The organism is Streptomyces capillispiralis (assembly GCF_007829875.1).
Lineage (GTDB): Bacteria > Actinomycetota > Actinomycetes > Streptomycetales > Streptomycetaceae > Streptomyces > Streptomyces capillispiralis.
The window spans coordinates 2,104,257-2,120,087 of record NZ_VIWV01000001.1; the positions used below are offsets into that span (position 1 = coordinate 2,104,257).

At 73.9% G+C, this 15,831-nt stretch carries 14 protein-coding genes; 4 read left to right on the forward strand and 10 right to left on the reverse strand.

Features of this window, described 5'->3' with window-relative positions; genetic code table 11:
- Positions 1-7: 7 nt before the first annotated feature.
- From FHX78_RS08485 to FHX78_RS08515, 8 genes are all read right to left on the reverse strand, one after another.
- A complete protein-coding gene (locus tag FHX78_RS08485; protein ID WP_145866841.1) occupies positions 8-775 on the reverse strand; it encodes an SDR family NAD(P)-dependent oxidoreductase in 768 nt (255 codons plus the stop codon).
- Positions 776-811: 36 nt separating this feature from the next.
- Complete coding sequence (gene acpS, locus FHX78_RS08490) at positions 812-1,279, reverse strand: holo-ACP synthase (RefSeq protein ID WP_145866842.1); 468 nt, start codon at positions 1,277-1,279, stop codon at positions 812-814.
- On the reverse strand, positions 1,269-1,691 hold the full coding sequence (locus FHX78_RS08495) for an acyl carrier protein (protein ID WP_145866843.1): 423 nt from the start codon (positions 1,689-1,691) through the stop codon (positions 1,269-1,271). Before FHX78_RS08495 ends, acpS begins: the two co-directional genes overlap by 11 nt.
- Positions 1,692-1,852: 161 nt before the next feature.
- Positions 1,853-2,827 (reverse strand): ACP S-malonyltransferase, encoded by a 975-nt coding sequence (fabD, locus tag FHX78_RS08500; RefSeq protein WP_145866844.1) that lies wholly within the window; start codon positions 2,825-2,827, stop codon positions 1,853-1,855.
- A gap of 229 nt (positions 2,828-3,056) precedes the next feature.
- Positions 3,057-5,039: an AfsR/SARP family transcriptional regulator gene (locus tag FHX78_RS08505; protein WP_167531716.1), complete on the reverse strand. Its 1,983-nt coding sequence runs from the start codon at positions 5,037-5,039 to the stop codon at positions 3,057-3,059.
- Positions 5,040-5,116: 77 nt separating this feature from the next.
- Positions 5,117-5,590 (reverse strand): DUF1772 domain-containing protein, encoded by a 474-nt coding sequence (locus tag FHX78_RS36730; protein WP_167531717.1) that lies wholly within the window; start codon positions 5,588-5,590, stop codon positions 5,117-5,119.
- 165 nt (positions 5,591-5,755) lie between these two features.
- Entirely contained in the window at positions 5,756-7,258 is a 1,503-nt protein-coding gene (locus FHX78_RS08510; RefSeq protein WP_145866846.1) for a DHA2 family efflux MFS transporter permease subunit, read from the reverse strand.
- Between the two features lie 579 nt (positions 7,259-7,837).
- Positions 7,838-8,434 carry a TetR/AcrR family transcriptional regulator gene (locus FHX78_RS08515; protein ID WP_145866847.1) on the reverse strand — a complete coding sequence of 199 codons (597 nt, stop codon included), beginning with the start codon at positions 8,432-8,434 and terminating at the stop codon, positions 7,838-7,840.
- A gap of 121 nt (positions 8,435-8,555) precedes the next feature.
- Between FHX78_RS08515 and FHX78_RS08520 the strand changes: the two genes are divergently transcribed.
- The 3 genes from FHX78_RS08520 (at position 8,556) to ubiG (ending at position 11,645) form a co-directional block, all read left to right on the forward strand.
- Positions 8,556-9,548 (forward strand): aldo/keto reductase, encoded by a 993-nt coding sequence (locus FHX78_RS08520; protein ID WP_145866848.1) that lies wholly within the window; start codon positions 8,556-8,558, stop codon positions 9,546-9,548.
- A gap of 145 nt (positions 9,549-9,693) precedes the next feature.
- Positions 9,694-10,893 (forward strand): FAD-dependent monooxygenase, encoded by a 1,200-nt coding sequence (locus tag FHX78_RS08525; RefSeq protein ID WP_145866849.1) that lies wholly within the window; start codon positions 9,694-9,696, stop codon positions 10,891-10,893.
- Between the two features lie 32 nt (positions 10,894-10,925).
- Positions 10,926-11,645 (forward strand): bifunctional 2-polyprenyl-6-hydroxyphenol methylase/3-demethylubiquinol 3-O-methyltransferase UbiG, encoded by a 720-nt coding sequence (gene ubiG, locus FHX78_RS08530; RefSeq protein WP_145866850.1) that lies wholly within the window; start codon positions 10,926-10,928, stop codon positions 11,643-11,645.
- Positions 11,646-11,898: 253 nt separating this feature from the next.
- Here the strand turns inward: ubiG and FHX78_RS08535 are convergent, their stop codons facing one another.
- Positions 11,899-14,058: a RecQ family ATP-dependent DNA helicase gene (locus FHX78_RS08535; protein ID WP_145866851.1), complete on the reverse strand. Its 2,160-nt coding sequence runs from the start codon at positions 14,056-14,058 to the stop codon at positions 11,899-11,901.
- A 294-nt stretch (positions 14,059-14,352) separates the two neighbouring features.
- Here FHX78_RS08535 and FHX78_RS08540 point away from each other — a divergent pair, with 294 nt between their 5' ends.
- The gene (locus FHX78_RS08540; RefSeq protein WP_145866852.1) at positions 14,353-14,967 is read left to right on the forward strand and encodes a hypothetical protein; all 615 of its coding nucleotides are present in this window, start codon (positions 14,353-14,355) and stop codon (positions 14,965-14,967) included.
- 230 nt (positions 14,968-15,197) lie between these two features.
- Here FHX78_RS08540 and FHX78_RS08545 read toward each other — a convergent pair whose 3' ends face one another.
- A complete protein-coding gene (locus FHX78_RS08545; protein ID WP_145866853.1) occupies positions 15,198-15,818 on the reverse strand; it encodes a hypothetical protein in 621 nt (206 codons plus the stop codon).
- Between the last annotated feature and the right edge of the window lie 13 nt (positions 15,819-15,831).

Sequence of the window (15,831 nt, forward strand, 5' to 3'; positions counted from 1 at the left end):
GCGCGGCCTACGGGCGGCCGGTGCCGAGCTGGGCGGAGAACCCGCCGTCGACGGCGAGCAGTTCCCCGGTGGTGTACGCGGAGTCGGGCCCGGCCAGGAACGCCGCGGCGGCGGCGACCTCCTCGACGGTGGCGAAGCGGCGCAGCGGGACCTGCCGCTTGATGCCCCGGCCGCCGTCCTTGTGCAGGACCTCGCCGACGAGTTCGGTGGGAGTGAACCCGGCGAGTACGGCGTTGACGCGGATGCCGAACCGGGCCAGCTCGATCGCGGAGCTGCGGGTGAAGGCGTTCAACGCGCCCTTGGAGGCGGAGTAGTTGGACTGGCCGATCCAGCCGCGTTCGCCCATCGCGGACGAGATGTTGACGATCGTGCCGTCGCCCTGGGCCATGAACCGGCCGACGACGGCGTGGGTGCAGTGGTAGGCGCCGCCGAAGTTGACCTTCATGACCCGCCACCAGGCGTCGGCCGCCACGGTGTGGAGCAGCCCGTCGTCGCTCACCCCGGCGTTGTTGACCAGGATGTGCAGCCCGCCGAGCAGCCGGGCCGCCTCCTCGGCCAGCCCGGCCGCGGCGCCGGGGTCGGAGACGTCGGCGCCGACGGCCACGGCCCGGCCGCCCGCGGCCTCGATCTCCTTCACCACGGCCGCGGCGTCCTCGGCGCGCGTGCGGTAGTTGACGGCGACGGCCGCCCCCTGCTCCGCCAGTGCCAGCGCGACGGCCCGGCCGATGCCCCGGGAGCCCCCGGTGACCAGGGCCGCGCGGTCCTTCAGCTTCATCAGTGTCTTCCCGTCCGATTCGGGTGCTGTGGGTGGTCAGGGGGCCGGGTCCGTGCCGTCGTCGCCGGCGGCGCACACCAGGACGACGTGGGCCAGGGCGAGCCCCGCGGTGTGGGTGAGGGAGACCTCCGCCTGCCGCAGGTGCCGGCGGTGGGCGAGTTCGGCGGCCCGGCCGTGCAGCCGGAGCCGTGGCCGGCCGTCGCGCCGGTTGACGACCTCGATGTGGGTCCAGTCGACGCCGGCCGAGACGCCGGTGCCGAGCGCCTTCATCACGGCCTCCTTGGCGGCGAACCGGGCGGCGAGGTGGTCGTGGGTGCGCCCGGTGCGGCCGGCGCAGTAGGCGAGCTCGCGTTCGGTGAACACGCGCCGGGCCAGTTCCGGCCGGCCGTCCAGGAGGCGTTCGACGCGCTCGGTGCCCACCAGGTCGGTGCCGATCAGCACCCGGGGGCCGGGCGGCCCCGGGTGCCGGCCGGTGGCGGGCCCCGGCGCCCGCTCAGGCCGCATCGGCGCCGGCCGCGGCGGCGCGCTCGGTCAGCAGGTCGGTCAGGTTCCGCACGGTGAACAGGCCGAGGACGCCGTCCGCGGTGAGCGGCTCGGTCAACTGGCTCCGGTCGAACTGCGGGAGGACCTTCTCCAGGTGGGTGAGGCCGGTGTCGTTCACCACCTCGTTCTCGTCGCCGAACTCCTCGTCCGGTATGCCCCCTTGGAGCAGGTCGGCCATGTCGGCGACGGTGATCTTCACCTGGGTGGCGCGCTCGATGCGGAAGAGGATGTCGAGCAGGTCGATCGACTCGGCGCCCAGGTCACCGAGGAGGGTCGCCTCGGGGACGGCCTCGGTCTCGTCGATGCCGAGGGCGTCGGCGATCGCGGCCCGCACGGCGCGGAGGTGGCTGGGGAGGGTCAGGGTCTCGGACACGGTGACTTCCTTTCGGTTCCGGTGTGTCGTTCTCGCGGTGCGTCCGCACGGCTGCGTGCGGGGGTTTCGGTGGTCCGGCGGCGTCCCGGAGGGGCGCGCGGACCGTCGCGAACGGTCGGTGCCATGGAGGGCGGGCGGCGCGGGCGCTTCCCGTGCGGCGCTCAGGCGGCCTCGGCACCGCTCCCGGTGGCGGGCGGGGACAGGTCGCGGACGAGGGCGCCGAGCCGGCGCGCGTCGTTGGTGCTGCGCACCGTCGCGTCCGGCACGGTCCGGTGGGCGAAGCCGCTGAGCACCCGCCCCGGGCCGATCTCGACGTAGGCCGTCACGCCGTGCGCCCGGGCGGCGTCGAGGACGTCCACCCAGCGCACGGGGCCGACCAGCTGGCGGCGGAGCAGTTCCCGGGCGTGGGCGCCGTCGCGCACCGGGCCGCCGCTGACCGAGCTGAGGACGAGGACGTCCGGGTCGGCGAAGCGGCAGCGTTCCAGCTCGGCGCCGAACTCGTCCTCGATCTCGCGCATCAGTGAGCAGTGGAACGGCGCCGACACCTTCAGCGGCACGGTCCGTTCGGCGCCCGCCTCCTCGGCGAGCCGGGCGGCCTCGGCGACCGCGGCGCGCTCGCCGGAGACGACGGTCTGGCCGCGTTCGTTGTAGTTGGCGACCTCCACCCGTCCCAGCGGGGCGCTGCGGGCGCAGATCGCCTCGATGTGCCGCGGTGCGAGGCCCATGACCGCCGTCATCGCGCCGGAGACCCGGCGCGAGACGGCGGCCATCAGTTCCCCTCGGCGGCGCACCAGGCGCAGCGCGTCCGCGGGGGAGAGGACGCCGGCCGCGACGAGTGCGGTGTACTCGCCGAGGCTGTGGCCCGCGACGACCGAGGGGAGGTGTCCGGCCTCCTCGCGCAGGACGGCGAGGACGGCCAGGCTGGTGGCGAGGATCGCCGGCTGGGCGATCTCGGTGGGCTCGAGTGCGGCGGCGTCCGCGGTGGTGCACAGCTCCGTCAGCGGGAGCCCGAGCACGTCGGTCGCCTCGGCCAGCACGCGGCCGGCCGTCCGGGGGTGGTCGTGTGTCAGGTGCCCGGCCATGCGGGCCCGCTGCGACCCCTGGCCGGGAAACATCGAGAGAGTGGTCTCGTTCACGTGGACCACGCTGACAGGGAGGCCTTGACGACTTCCTTGAAGCGTCCTGAACCACGGCCTTGACGAGCTTGCGGGTTTCTGTACGGGACGGTCCGCGCGGGTCACCGATGGTTCCGTACGCCGCCGTGAGCACCGCTCCGGTCACGGCGCCCGTGGACACACGTGCGCCCGGCGGGGGTGACCGGACGTCTTCGGTCACCCCCGCCGGGCGCACGGGCGGGCGGGGAATTCAGGCGCTCAGGCTCTCCGGCCCGACGTCGAGGGGCGCGGGGCGTATGCCGCCGCACAGCACGGGGCCCCGCCGGGCGACCGCGCGCGCGTAGATGCGGTGCAGGTCCTGGAGCCGGTAGAGGATGCGTCCGGCCGAGTCCTGCCCGGCGACCTGGAGGAAGTGGTGGTCCACGAGCTGGTCGAAGGCGTCCGCGTACGCGGCGTCGTCCGGGCCGAGGTCCGGTCCGGGCACCAGGGTCTGGCCGGCCCCGCCGTGGACGGTGCCGAGCCGGCGCAGCAGCCGGGAGGCGGCGGGGGTCAGCCGCCGGTAGGACAGTTCCAGGCTGGCCCGCAGGTCGAGGGTGCCGTAGGCGAGTTCGTCCAGGCGGTGGTCCTCGTCGGAGATACGTTCCAGCATCCGGCGCAGCGTCCAGTGGGGGTGGCTGATCAGCCGGTTGGCGACCGCGCGCAGGGTCAGCGGCAGCCCGCAGCAGTACCGGGCGAGGCCGACGGCGGCCTGCTGTTCGCGCTGGACGCGGGCGCGGCCGACGATGCGGGCGAGCATCTCCACCCCCTGGGCGGGCAGCAGTTCGCGCAGCAGCGTGAAGCGGGCGCCCGCCAGTCCGCTCAGCAGGGTCCGGCTCGTCACCATGACGGCGCAGCCGGGGCCGCCGGGCAGCAGCGGCTGGACCTGCTCCTCGTCGCGGGCGTCGTCGAGGACGACGAGCACCCGGCACCCGGTGAGCCGGTTGCGGTACACCTCGGCGCGTTCGTCCAGGCTCTCGGGTATCGCGGCGGCGTCCGTGCCGAGCGCCCGCAGCAGCCGGCCGAGCACGTCCCGGGGGTCGGCGGGCCGGGTGCCGCTGCCCCGCAGGTCGACGTAGAGCCGCCCGTCGGGGAAGGAACGGCGCAGCCGGTGCCCGGTGTTGATGGCCAGCGCGGACTTGCCCACCCCGGGTCCGCCGCTGATGGCGACGAGGGGAGCCATGCCGGTGGCGTCGGAGGTCAGCTCCGCGCACACCCACTCGGTCTCCTGGTCCCGTCCGCAGAAGTCGGCGTAGCCCATGGGCAGCAGGTCGGGCCCGCTGGTGACCGGGGCGGCCGGCACCGGGGCCGCTTCGCCGGGGCGCTGGGCCGGCACCCCGGGCAGGGCGTCCGCGGCGGACGGACCGGTGCCGGACAGCGCGCCGGAGCCCTCGTGCCGGACCTCGGGGCGGCCGGCGCCCACCGCGACGGGGCAGTACAGGGAGGTGAGCGGCTTGCCCTGGAGCATCAGGTGCTGCATGGACTGCAGGCCGGGGCCCGGGTCGGCGCCGAGTTCTGAGGCGAGGGTGCGGCGCATGTACTCGTACTGGTTGAGTGCCTCGGCCCGGCGGCCGCCGGAGTACAGGGCGTACAGCAGCCGTTCGTGCAGCGGTTCGGAGAGGGGGGCCTCCAGCAGTGCCTGGCGCAGCGGTCCGACGACGCTGTCGGTCCGGCCGAGGCCGAGTTCCGTGTCGGCCCACTCGGTCAGCGCCTCGTACTTCTGCGGCAGCAGCGACTCCCGGAAGCGCTCCGCCCAGTCGCTGTTGAGCCCGGCCAGCGCGTCCCCGCGCCACAGCGCGAGGGCCTGGCTGAGCCAGTCGCGGCGGCGCGGGTCGTCCGCCGGTGCGGTGCGCGCGCGTTCCAGGAGGCGGCGGAACCGGAACAGGTCGACCATGTCCGGGCCGATGTCGATCCGGTAGCCGGCCGGGTCGCGGTGGACCGAGACGGGGGTGCCGGTGTGTTCCGTCGCGTCGGCGAGGAGCCTGCGCAGGCGGGCGATGTAGGTGTAGATGACGCCGCGCGCGTCGCCGGGCGGTGAGTCGCCCCAGACCCGGTCGATCAGGAGCTGGATCGATGTGGCGCGCTCGGGTTCGACCAGCAGCGCGGCGAGGATGCCGCGCTGCCGGGCGGGCCCCAGGTCGACCCTTCGCTGCTCGACCCACAGTTCCACGGGTCCGATCAGGCGGAACTCGATCACGTTCTCTCCTTGGTTGGTGTGCTTGTGCCGCGTGGAGAGACACCCCTGTCGGGCGGCGGTCCGGGCCGTGTCGGCTCTCAGGAGGCGGCGAGGGCGACGCAGAGGGCGCCGAGGGCGAGGGTCTGGAGCAGGACCCTGGCGTTGATGACGCCGTCCCAGGTGTGCTGGAGGGAGCGGGCGTCGGGTGCGGTGCGGCCGGCCTGGGCGGCGGCCGTGAGCTTCTTGTTGACCGGTGCGCTCACCGTGCCGTAGACGACGAGCCAGACGATCAGGGCGAGGGACGCGACACCGGCGGCGACGGAGACGGTCGCGTCGCCGTCGATCCCGGCGGTGGCGGCGACCGCCAGGGCGGCGACCAGTCCGGTGACGCCCGGGACGGGCATCCGGCGGTCGCCGAAGCGGTGGACCTGGCCCATGGACTGGGTGAGCGCCGAGTCGTCGACGTGGGCGAGGGCGGGCCGCTGGACGATCGCGCAGAACACGTCCGTGCCGTAGACGACCGCGTTGGCGAGGATCGACAGCATCGTCAGCGCCTGGATGAGCGTTTCCATAAGAATTGTCCCTACCTGGTCGAATTCTTAGAGTTAGCAACGCTAGCATGGCTAGCCGGTGCGCGCCAACTCCCTTGCTTGCGACGCAAGTTGACCCTTCGCTGACCCGTCACCGCACGGCGGCCCGGACCGGCCGTCACCGACCGGACCGCCGGCGGAGAGGGGTCAGCGACGGTCACCGCCCACGGGTGCGGGCGCGGGTGGGGCGTACTCCCCCGCCGGTACCGCGGTGTCCTCGGTGCCGGCCCGGGCCACCACCTCGCCGCCGGGTGCCGCCGGGCTCTTCTCGGTGGCGAGCATGGCGATGGCGCCCACCGCCACGGCGCCGGCGCCGACCCACAGCGCGGGCACCAGCCCGTCGACGAAGGCCTGCGGCGTCCCGAGGTCGCCCCGCGCGGCGAAGACGGCGGTCAGCACGGCCACGCCGAGCGCCCCGCCGATCTCGCGCAGCGCGTTGTTGGCGCCGGAGGCGACGCCCTGTTCCCGCGGCCGGACCGAGCCCATCAGGACGTTGGCGACGGGGGCGTAGAACATCGCCATGCCGACGCCGTTGAGGATCATCGGACCGAGCTGCGCGGCGTAGCCGACGTCCGTGGACGCGACCTGGGCCCACCAGCCGAGGCCCACGCCCTGGAGCAGCAGGCCGACGACGACGATGGCGCGGCCGCCGATCCGGTCGGAGAGCATTCCGGCGATCGGGGCCACCACGATCGGGGCGCCGGTCCAGGGAAGCATCCGGACACCGGCCTCCAGCGGGCTGTAGCCCTGGAGCTGGAGGTACTGGCTGAGCAGGAAGATGGCGCCGAAGTTGCCGAGCGCCATCAGCAGGCTCGCCGCGTTCACGCCGCTGAAGGTGCGGTTGCGGAACAGGCGCATCGGGAGCATCGGCTCACGGGCGCGCAGTTCCCAGATCACGAAGGCGACGAGCAGCGCGCCGCCGCCGATCAGGCCGGCCAGGATGAGCGGGTCGGTCCAGCCGTCGGCGTTGCCTCGGATCATGGCGTAGACGATGCCGAACAGGGCGATGCTGGCCAGGACCGTGCCGGTGACGTCCAGCCGGGAGTTGGCGCCGTGGCTCTCGCGGAGCTTCCAGGCGGCGAGCGGGACGAGGGCGATCCCGATCGGCACGTTGAGCCAGAAGATCCAGCTCCAGTCGGCGTGTTCGACGATGGAGCCACCGATGAGCGGCCCCGCGGCGATCGCGAGGCCGTTGACCGCGCCCCACACACCGAGCACCACACCGCGGTACGTGGCGGGCACGGCCGTGATCAGCAGCGTCAGGGTCAGCGGCATGATGATCGCCGCGCCGACGCCCTGCACCGCGCGGGCCACGATCAGTTCGTCGATGCCGGGGGCCAGGGCCGCCGCCGCCGAGGACGCGGTGAACAGCGCCATCCCGACGAGGAACATCCGCTTGCGGCCGTAGCGGTCACCCAGCGACGCGCCGAGCATGAGCAGCACGGCGAAGGTCAGGGTGTACGCGCTCACGGTCCACTCGAGCGCCTCCATGCCACCGCCGAGGTCCTCCGCGATCGCGGGCAGGGCCATGATGACGACGAGATTGTCCAGCATCGCCATGAATCCGGCCAGGCCGGTCACGACGAGGACCCACGCCACCGATCCGTTCTTGCGGCCGGTGACGCTCTCCGCGGCAGGATCGACAGACATGACTTCACCTTCTTCCTTCGGGGGGTGTGCGCGCGGTCTCGGTGCGCGCGCCTTTCCGCGCGGTCGGGCCGCGCGGACTTCTCGCGGCTGCCGCCGGAGGGGCTGAGCGGCACCGGCGGCGACGCCGGCTGCCGTGCCCGGTCGGCGGCTGCTCGAAGAGCACCGCGCACTGATCAATGCGGAACACGCGAGGCGGCTGCCGCACGGGCCCTCGCGGGGGTGCGGGACCGCATGACGCGGTATTACGGAATTACGGGATCGCGTGAACGCGGGACTACGGGATCGCGTGAACGCGGTGATGCGGGACTGCGGGAAGCGCAGAGGGCGCGGGAATCACGAGTTGTGCGAATGGCCGGCGCGCCCGGGCAGGGCGGATCCCGGCCACGGCGCCGCCGCGGGCCCCGGGGCCCGCCGGTCGGAGCCGGTCCGTCCTTGCGGTGCGGTGCGGTGTGGTCTGGCGCAGTGAGGACTGGCGCAGTGCGGTGTGGTCCGGTGCCGTGCGGTCCCCGGTCCCCGGAAGGTCGTTCCGGGAACCGGTCGTGCGGCTGTCGGTTGTTCCGCGGACGCCCGGGTCGGGGTTCAGCCCCGGGGATCGTCCGGCTGCGGCTCGAAGTGCTGCTGTACGAACATCGCGAGCCGTTCCTCCTGGTGGCTGGCCCGCAGCCGACCGGCCCGCTCCAGCGTGACCAGGCCGTGCAGCGAGGCCCAGACGACCTCGGTGAAGGTCTCCGGATCACGCGGACCCGCGACGTCGAGGACCGACGACTTCAGTTCCTCGAAGCACCGGATCAGGTTCTCCGGCGAGTCCGGTCCGCCGAAGGTCAGATCGGTGTTCAGCATGAACATGGCCTCATAGAGGGTGCGGTTGACGGACGCGAACTCGGTGTAGCACCGCGCCGCGGCGGCGAACCTCTCCCGGGGAGTGTCGGCTCCGACCCGTGCCTTCTGCAGCGCGTCGGCCATCTCGCCGAACCCCTCGAGGGCCACGGCCCGGACGATGTCCTCCTTTCCCTTGAAGTGCTTGTAGAGCACCGGCTGGCTGTACTCGATGTGATCCGAGAGCCGCCTCGTGGTGACGGCGTTCCAGCCCACGGACTCCGCGAGTTCCCGAGCCGCCGAGATGATCAGCTTCCGCCGCTGCTCCTGCTCACGTTGTCGGCGTTCGTGTACGGACATGACATGACGATAGCAAAGACAGGACCGCTGTCAACGCTAGCGTTATCGATGACAGCTCTGCTAGCGTCGATAACACGCCTTCCCGGCAAGGACCTGTCACCTCTGGCAGAAGGAAGCCACGATGAAGCTTCGCAAGCTCGGCAGTCAGGGCCTCACCGTCTCCGAGCAGGGGCTCGGCTGCATGGGGATGTCCGTCGCCTACGGCCCCACGGACGACGCGGAGTCGATCCGCACCGTGCACCGCGCCATCGACCTCGGTGTGACGCTCCTGGACACCGCGGACATGTACGGCCCCTACACCAACGAACGCCTGCTGGGCCGCGCGGTGAAGGGCCGCCGCGACGGGCTGGTGATCGCCTCCAAGGCCGGCAACGAGATCGCCGACGACGGCACCTTCACCGGCCGGGTCAACGGCCGGCCCGACTACCTCCGCAAGAGCGTCGACGGCACGCTCCGGCGCCTGGGCGTCGACCACCTCGACCTGTACTACCTGCACCGCGTCGACCCGGCGACCCCGATCGAGGAGAGCGCCGGCGCACTCGGCGAGCTGGTCGCCGCCGGCAAGGTGCGCCACCTGGGACTGTCCGAGGCCTCCGCCGCCACCATCCGGCGCGCCCACGCCGTGCACCCCTTCACCGCCGTCCAGACCGAGTACTCGCTGTTCACCCGCGAGGTGGAGACCAACGGCGTGCTGGCGTCCTTACGCGAGCTGGGCATCGGCTTCGTCGCCTACAGCCCCCTCGGCCGCGGTTTCCTGTCCGGGCGCATCACCAGCGTGGACGATCTGCCCGAGGTCGACTTCCGCCGGATCGCCCCGCGCTTCCAGGGCGCGAACTTCGACCGGAACCTGGAAGTGGTGCGCGCCGTGGTGGAGCTGGCCGCCCGCAAGGAGGTCACGCCCTCCCAGCTCGCCCTCGCCTGGGTCCTCGCCCAGGGCGACGACGTGGTGGCCCTGCCGGGCACCAAGCGCCGCGCCTACCTGGAGGAGAACGTCGCGGCCTCCCGCCTGGAGCTGACCGCCGAGGACCTGAAGACCCTCGACGAGATCGCCCCGCCCGGCGTCGCGGCCGGCGACCGCTACCCGGCCGACGCCATGGCCTTCCTCGACGGCTGACCACCCCGGGCAACCGCCCCGGCACGCCGCACCACGCACGCCCGCGACCGCACGACAACGCGACCACCGCACCCCGCACCCCGCACCCCGCACCCCCGACTACCGCTACCGCACCGGCACCACCCGCCCCGGAAAGGAGCAGGCCATGCCCGTAGGAGGCGCCCGCCGCGTGCTGATCGCGGGTGGGGGCATCGGCGGCCTCGCCGCCGCACTCGCCCTCCAGCGCAGGGGCTTCGACCCCGTCGTCTACGAACGCGCCGAGGAACTGCGCGACGGCGGCGCCGGTCTGCACATCTGGACCAACGGCGTCCTCGCCCTCGACCACCTGGGCCTCGCCGACCAGGTCCTCGCCGTCGCCCCCGCCCAGCAGACCGCGCGCTTCACCACCTGGCGCGGCGAGACCCTGGGTGCCTGGCCGATCGGCGACTTCACCGCGCGCTACGGCCGGCCCACCATCGCCGTCGAACGGTCCGTGCTGCACGGCGTCCTGCGCGAGGCCCTGGCGCGGCGGGGCGCCGAGCCCGTGCACACCGGGGCGCACGTCGTCGGCTTCGACCAGCGTCCGGGCGGCGTCGTGGTCCGGTTCGCCGACGGCACCTCGGCCTCCGGGGACGTACTGATCGGCGCCGACGGCATCCACGGAGCCGTGCGCCGCGTCCTCCTCGGCGACACCCCGCCCCGCCACACCGGCTACATCGCGTGGCGCGGCCGGGCGCCCCTGGACCACCCCGACATCCCGCCGGGCACGTTCAACGCCGTGTTCGGACCCGGCACCCGCTTCACCTACTACGACGTCGCCCCGGGCCTCGTGCACTGGATGAGCGTCGCCAACGGCCCCGCCGGGGGGCGTGACGAGCCCGGCGTGCGCGACCTGCTGCTGCGGCGGCACCGCGACTGGGCGGGACCCGTCGCGGACCTCCTGGCCGGCACGCCGGAGGAGTGGATCATCCGCGGCGACGTGCAGTACCGCCGGCCGGACCGCCGCTGGAGCGAGGGCCTGGTCACGCTCCTCGGTGACGCCGCGCACCCGATCACCTTCAACATCGGCCAGGGGGCCTGCCAGGCCCTGGAGGACGCCCTGGTCCTCGCCGAACACCTGGAACGCGACCGCGGCGATCCGGCCTCCGCCCTGCTCAGGTACGAGCGGGAACGCCGGGCGCGCACGGCGCCCATGCAGCGCGTCGCCCACTGGATCGGCCGCATGGGCGCCGTGGAACACCCCCTGGCGATCCGGGCCCGCGAGGCCTTCATGCGCCGGAACTGGGACACCCGCGCCTTCGCCGCCGCCGAGAAGGAGCAGGTCGCCTACGGAACCAGGTGGACCCGCACCGCCCTGCCCGCCTGACCATCCCTCACGCCCTCTGGAAGGACACGACCATGACGCACCAGCAGCTCTCCCCCGCCCAGGACACCTACTTCTTCGCGGACTACGCCGACACGTGGTGGACCGACGACTCCAAGATGAACCCGCTGCGGTCGTTCAACCCCTACCGCTTCGAGTACTTCGACCAGTTCGTCGAGGGCTCCTGGGCCGACAAGAAGGTCCTGGACGTCGGCTGCGGCGGCGGCTACACCTGCGAGTTCCTGCACCAGCGCGGCGCGCGGGTGTCGGGCCTCGACCCCTCCCCGCGACTGGTCGAGGCGGCCGCCCGGCACGCGAAGGACACCGGCAAGGACATCGACTACACGGTCGGCAAGTCCGAGTCCCTGCCCTACCCCGACGCCTCCTTCGACGTCGTGACCTGCGTGGACGTACTGGAGCACGTGGAGAGCCCCGGTCTCGCGGTCAGCGAGATACACCGGGTCCTCAAGCCCGGCGGGGTCTTCCTGTACGACACCATCAACCGCACCGTCCGGTCCCGCGTGATGATGATCTGGCTGCCCGAGCGGATCCTCGGCATCGTCCCCAAGGGCGCCCACGACTGGAACGACTTCATCACGCCGACCGAGATGATCGCCTACCTCGGGGCTGCGGGCTTCACCCCGCTGGGCCGCCCGGCGGGCCTGGCCATCCGGGGCCAGAACAAGAACGGCAGCCTCAAGATCCACCCCACCCGGGACCTGTCGTCCCTCTACCTGGGCGCGGCCCGCGCCTGACACCGGCCCGGACACCCGAGGGCGGCCGCAGCGCCGGACTCCCGAGGACGGAAGCGGGGGTCCGGCTTCCGAGGACAACCGCAGGGCCGGCCGGCGTGCGCGGCTCGCCGTGCCGGCCCGCCCCCGGGCCGCACGCGGGCACTCCTCACGCCTCGGCGGCCCGCCCACCGGTGCGGACGGGCACCCCTCACGCCTCGGCCGCCGCCTCGGCCGCCGCCTCGGCCGCACCCGCACGCCCGCCCGCCCGGACCGCTCAGCCCGCCGCCGCCAGCACCAGCGGCAGGACCGCTCCCCCGCCCGCCCGCCGGATCATGCGGGCGGCGACCGCGAGGGTCCAGCCGGAGTCGGTGAAGTCGTCCACCAGCAGCACGGGGCCGGGCGAGCGCGCCAGCGCACCGGCCAGCTCCTCGGAGACGGTGAAGGCACCGGACAGCGCCCTGAGCCGCTGGGCGGAGTTGCTGCGGCGAGCCGCGTGCGCCCCGTCCGGTCCCGTGTACGTCAGGGTGCCCAGGAAGGGGAGGCGTCCGACGGCCGCGATCCCCTGGGCGAGCGAGCCGACCAGCTCCGGGCGGGCCAGGGACGGCACGGCGACGACACCCACCGGCCGGGCAGCGGCCCCCGCGTCGTTCGACGCCCAGCCGCCGGGCGAACGCGCCCAGTCGGCGAGGACCGCCACCGCGGCCTGCAGCACGTCGTCGGGGACCGGCCCGTCGGGTGCGTTCTCGGCCAGCAGCGGGCGCAGCCGGTTGCCCCAGCCGATGTCCGACAGCCGCCCCAGGGCACGCCCGGTGGAGCACTGCTCATCGGCCGGGATGCGTCCCTTGAGGTCGATGCCCAGCGCGGGCATGCCCGTCGGCCACATCCGGCGCGGCTCGACCTCCACGCCCGGGCGGTCGAGTTCCTTCGTCGCGCCCGTCAGCGCCTCGGCGGAGACGGACGCGTCCGTCCAGGCTCCCGCGCAGTTGTCGCAACGCCCGCAGGGGGCCGCGCCCTCGTCGTCCAGTTGCCGGCGCAGGAACTCCATCCGGCACCCGGTCGTACTCACGTAGTCGCGCATGGCGTGCTGCTCGGCCGCGCGCTGCCGGGCGACCCAGGCGTACCGCTCGGAGTCGTAGGACCACGGCTCGCCGGTGGAGATCCAGCCGCCCTTCACCCGCTTGACCGCCCCGTCCACGTCGAGCACCTTCAGCATGGTCTCCAGACGGGTGCGCCGCAGGTCCACCACCGCCTCCAGGGCCGGCACGGACAGCGGCCGGCCCGCGTCGGCGAGGGCCGAGAGGGTCTGGCGCACCTGTGCCTCGGGCGGGAAGGCGGTGTCGGCGAAGTAGCGCCAGACGGCCTCGTCCTCCTTGCCGGGCAGCAGCAGCACGTCGGCGTGGTCCACACCGCGCCCCGCGCGGCCGACCTGCTGGTAGTAGGCGATCGGTGAGGACGGCGAGCCGAGGTGGACCACGAAGCCCAGGTCCGGCTTGTCGAAGCCCATGCCGAGCGCCGAGGTCGCGACCAGCGCCTTGACCCGGTTCTGCAGCAGGTCGGTCTCGGCCTGCAACCGGTCCGCGTTCTCCGTGCGCCCCGTGTAGGAGGCCACCCGGAAGCCGCACTGCCGCAGGAAGGCGGTGGCTTCCTCGGCCGCGGCCACCGTGAGCGTGTAGATGATCCCCGAGCCCTCGAGCTCGTTCAGGTGCTCGGCGAGCCAGGCCAGGCGGTGTGCGGCGTCCGGCAGCCGCACCACCCCCAGCCGCAGGCTCTCGCGCTCGAGCGGGCCGCGCAGCACCAGGGCCTCGCTGCCGCCGGTGCCCAGCTGCTCGGCCACGTCCGCGGTGACCCGGGCGTTGGCCGTGGCGGTGGTGGCCAGCACCGGCACGCCCGGGGCGAGGTCGGCGAGCATCGCCCGCAAGCGCCGGTAGTCGGGGCGGAAGTCATGGCCCCAGTCGGAGATGCAGTGCGCCTCGTCGACCACCAGCAGACCGGTGGTGGCCGCCAGCTCGGGCAGCAACTGCTCGCGGAAGTCCACGGAATTGAGGCGCTCGGGGCTGACGAGGAGGATGTCCGTCTCGCCCCGCTCGACCTCCGCGTGGATCGCGTCCCACTCCTCGGGATTGGCGGAGTTGATCGTGCGCGCCCGGATGCCGGCCCGGGCCGCCGACTCGACCTGGTTGCGCATCAGCGCCAGCAGCGGCGAGACGATCACCGTCGGGCCGGAACCGCGCCGGCGCAGCAGAGCCGTGGCGACGAAGTACACCGCCGACTTGCCCCATCCGGTGCGCTGCACCACCAGCGCGCGCCGACGCTCCCGCACCAGGGCCGCCACCGCCTGCCACTGGTCCTCCCGCAGGCGCGCCGCGCCCGCCGGGGCGCCGACGAGCTCGGCGAGGATGGCATCGGCTTCGGTACGGAGCTCCAGGTCGTCCATGCCCCCATGCAACCCGATGACGGGCACCATCGGCCACTTGACCGTACGTGACACCCGCCTCGCCCCACCCGTAGGGACGGAAGGTTCGCTCCGCCCAACAGGTGGGGATATTAGCCGTGGAACGTCCGATAACGGTCCGCTGCCCCAATTGCTCGTTGCCGCATCCCAGTTCGACAGGAAGAATTGAAGTCCGCACCCGCACGGTCCGCCCGCCGGTCAGGTTGGGCTCCGTTGCGTGCGCGCTCCCCCGAATCCGACCCCGCCCGCAGTCTGGGCGTAGCCGAAGGGAGGACCGTGACCTTCGGATTCGCTCCGTCCTCGGCGGCATCGTTGTCGACGCCCGCCGCTTCCGCCCACCGTGTGCTCGAACCCGCGGAGTGGGCCGCCGCGGGAATCCCGCTGCTGCGCAGTCCGCGCGAGGTCGTCAGCGGACTGCACGCCCGGCACCGTCCCGGGCCGGCGACCGCGGTCGTCGCCGTGCTCGACCCGGACGAGCGGCTGCGGGCGAGCGCCTCGTTCACCCGGCACAGCGCGTCGGCGGACGGCTGGCTGCTGCGCAACGCGCTGCTGGCCCAGTTGCGCCGGGTCATCCCGCACGACCTGCGGCGCCGCACCCCGGTGCGCACCGCCGTGCTGCTCTACTGCCGTGACGGCGACGCGCGTTGGACGGAGGAGGACGGCGCGTGGATGTGGGGCCTGCGGGACGCCTGCACGCTGCACGGGCTGCGCTGCGGGGCGTACATCACGCTGACCCGGGACGGCTGGCAGGTGCTCGGCGAAGGGCGCGGCGGCCGTCACCCCAGTGCCGGTTCGGACCCGGAGCCGTTCGCCACGTACGGGGCACCGCCGCGGATCCCGCGTACGGGCGGCGCCGCGTCGGACGTGCTGCGCCGCGCGGCGGCACGCTGACGTCACGCCCCTGCCGCCCGGTTCCCCGGCCCCGCACGGTCGTGGGGCTCGGGTCACGGAGCGGCACAGGGCGTCCGCCGCGCGGCGCCGGGCCCGGCCCGCCACGGGACAGCGCGGGCACACACCGGCGCCCCCGCTGCCCCGGGCCTGCCGAGCACCCGGCAGGCCCGGACACCGCGACCGCGGCGCTCGCGTCACCCCCGGTGTCCGCCGGACGCCGGGATGTCGGCTCAGACGCCCGCGCCCAGCACCGAGTTGATCCACTGCGGGTCGCCGCAGACGATCAGCAGGGCGCCGGCCCGTGCGTGGGCCACCGACAGGGCCGAGGCGGCCGCGGGCTCCGGACCGCCGTTCACGGCGACCACGACGACGGGCCGCGCACCGGCGCGCTCCGCGAGCCGGGCGTCCGTGTAGAAGACGTCGTCACCGGCGTCGTGCTGGGCCCAGTAGGCGGCTTCACCGAAGGACAGTTCGTGGGTGGCCCACGGGTGCGGGTCGCCGGTGGTGATCACCAGCACGTCACCTGGGGCACGGCCCGATTCCAGCAGCAGGTCCACGGCCTCTTCGGCGGCGTCGAGCGCCCCCTGGGCCGAGGCCGGGATCAGCTGGAGCTGCGGGGTGGCCGCGGCGGGCGCGGCCGGCCCCGAGGGGCCGGGCTTGGCCGCGTCGCGCGGCGCACGCTGCACCGGCGGCGCGGGCCGCGGCGGGCCGGGACGACCGGGACGCGACGGAGCCGCGGGGCGGGGACCGGGTACGGGGCGGGGGGTCGGCGCGGTGCGGCCACTGGCCGGCGTGGCGCGGGGACCCTGGGCACTCTCGTGAATCTGAGGCTCCTCGGGAATGAGAGGCATGGGCTGATTTTTA

Bases quoted from the DNA above. Each gene is read 5' to 3' on its own strand.
- FHX78_RS08485 (WP_145866841.1), bottom strand. From the start codon at position 775: ATGAAGCTGAAGGACCGCGCGGCCCTGGTCACCGGGGGCTCCCGGGGC.
- acpS (WP_145866842.1), bottom strand. From the start codon at position 1,279: ATGCGGCCTGAGCGGGCGCCGGGGCCCGCCACCGGCCGGCACCCGGGG.
- FHX78_RS36730 (WP_167531717.1), bottom strand. From the start codon at position 5,590: ATGGAAACGCTCATCCAGGCGCTGACGATGCTGTCGATCCTCGCCAAC.
- FHX78_RS08510 (WP_145866846.1), bottom strand. From the start codon at position 7,258: ATGTCTGTCGATCCTGCCGCGGAGAGCGTCACCGGCCGCAAGAACGGA.
- FHX78_RS08515 (WP_145866847.1), bottom strand. From the start codon at position 8,434: ATGTCCGTACACGAACGCCGACAACGTGAGCAGGAGCAGCGGCGGAAG.
- FHX78_RS08520 (WP_145866848.1), top strand. From the start codon at position 8,556: ATGAAGCTTCGCAAGCTCGGCAGTCAGGGCCTCACCGTCTCCGAGCAG.
- FHX78_RS08525 (WP_145866849.1), top strand. From the start codon at position 9,694: ATGCCCGTAGGAGGCGCCCGCCGCGTGCTGATCGCGGGTGGGGGCATC.
- ubiG (WP_145866850.1), top strand. From the start codon at position 10,926: ATGACGCACCAGCAGCTCTCCCCCGCCCAGGACACCTACTTCTTCGCG.
- FHX78_RS08535 (WP_145866851.1), bottom strand. From the start codon at position 14,058: ATGGACGACCTGGAGCTCCGTACCGAAGCCGATGCCATCCTCGCCGAG.
- FHX78_RS08545 (WP_145866853.1), bottom strand. From the start codon at position 15,818: ATGCCTCTCATTCCCGAGGAGCCTCAGATTCACGAGAGTGCCCAGGGT.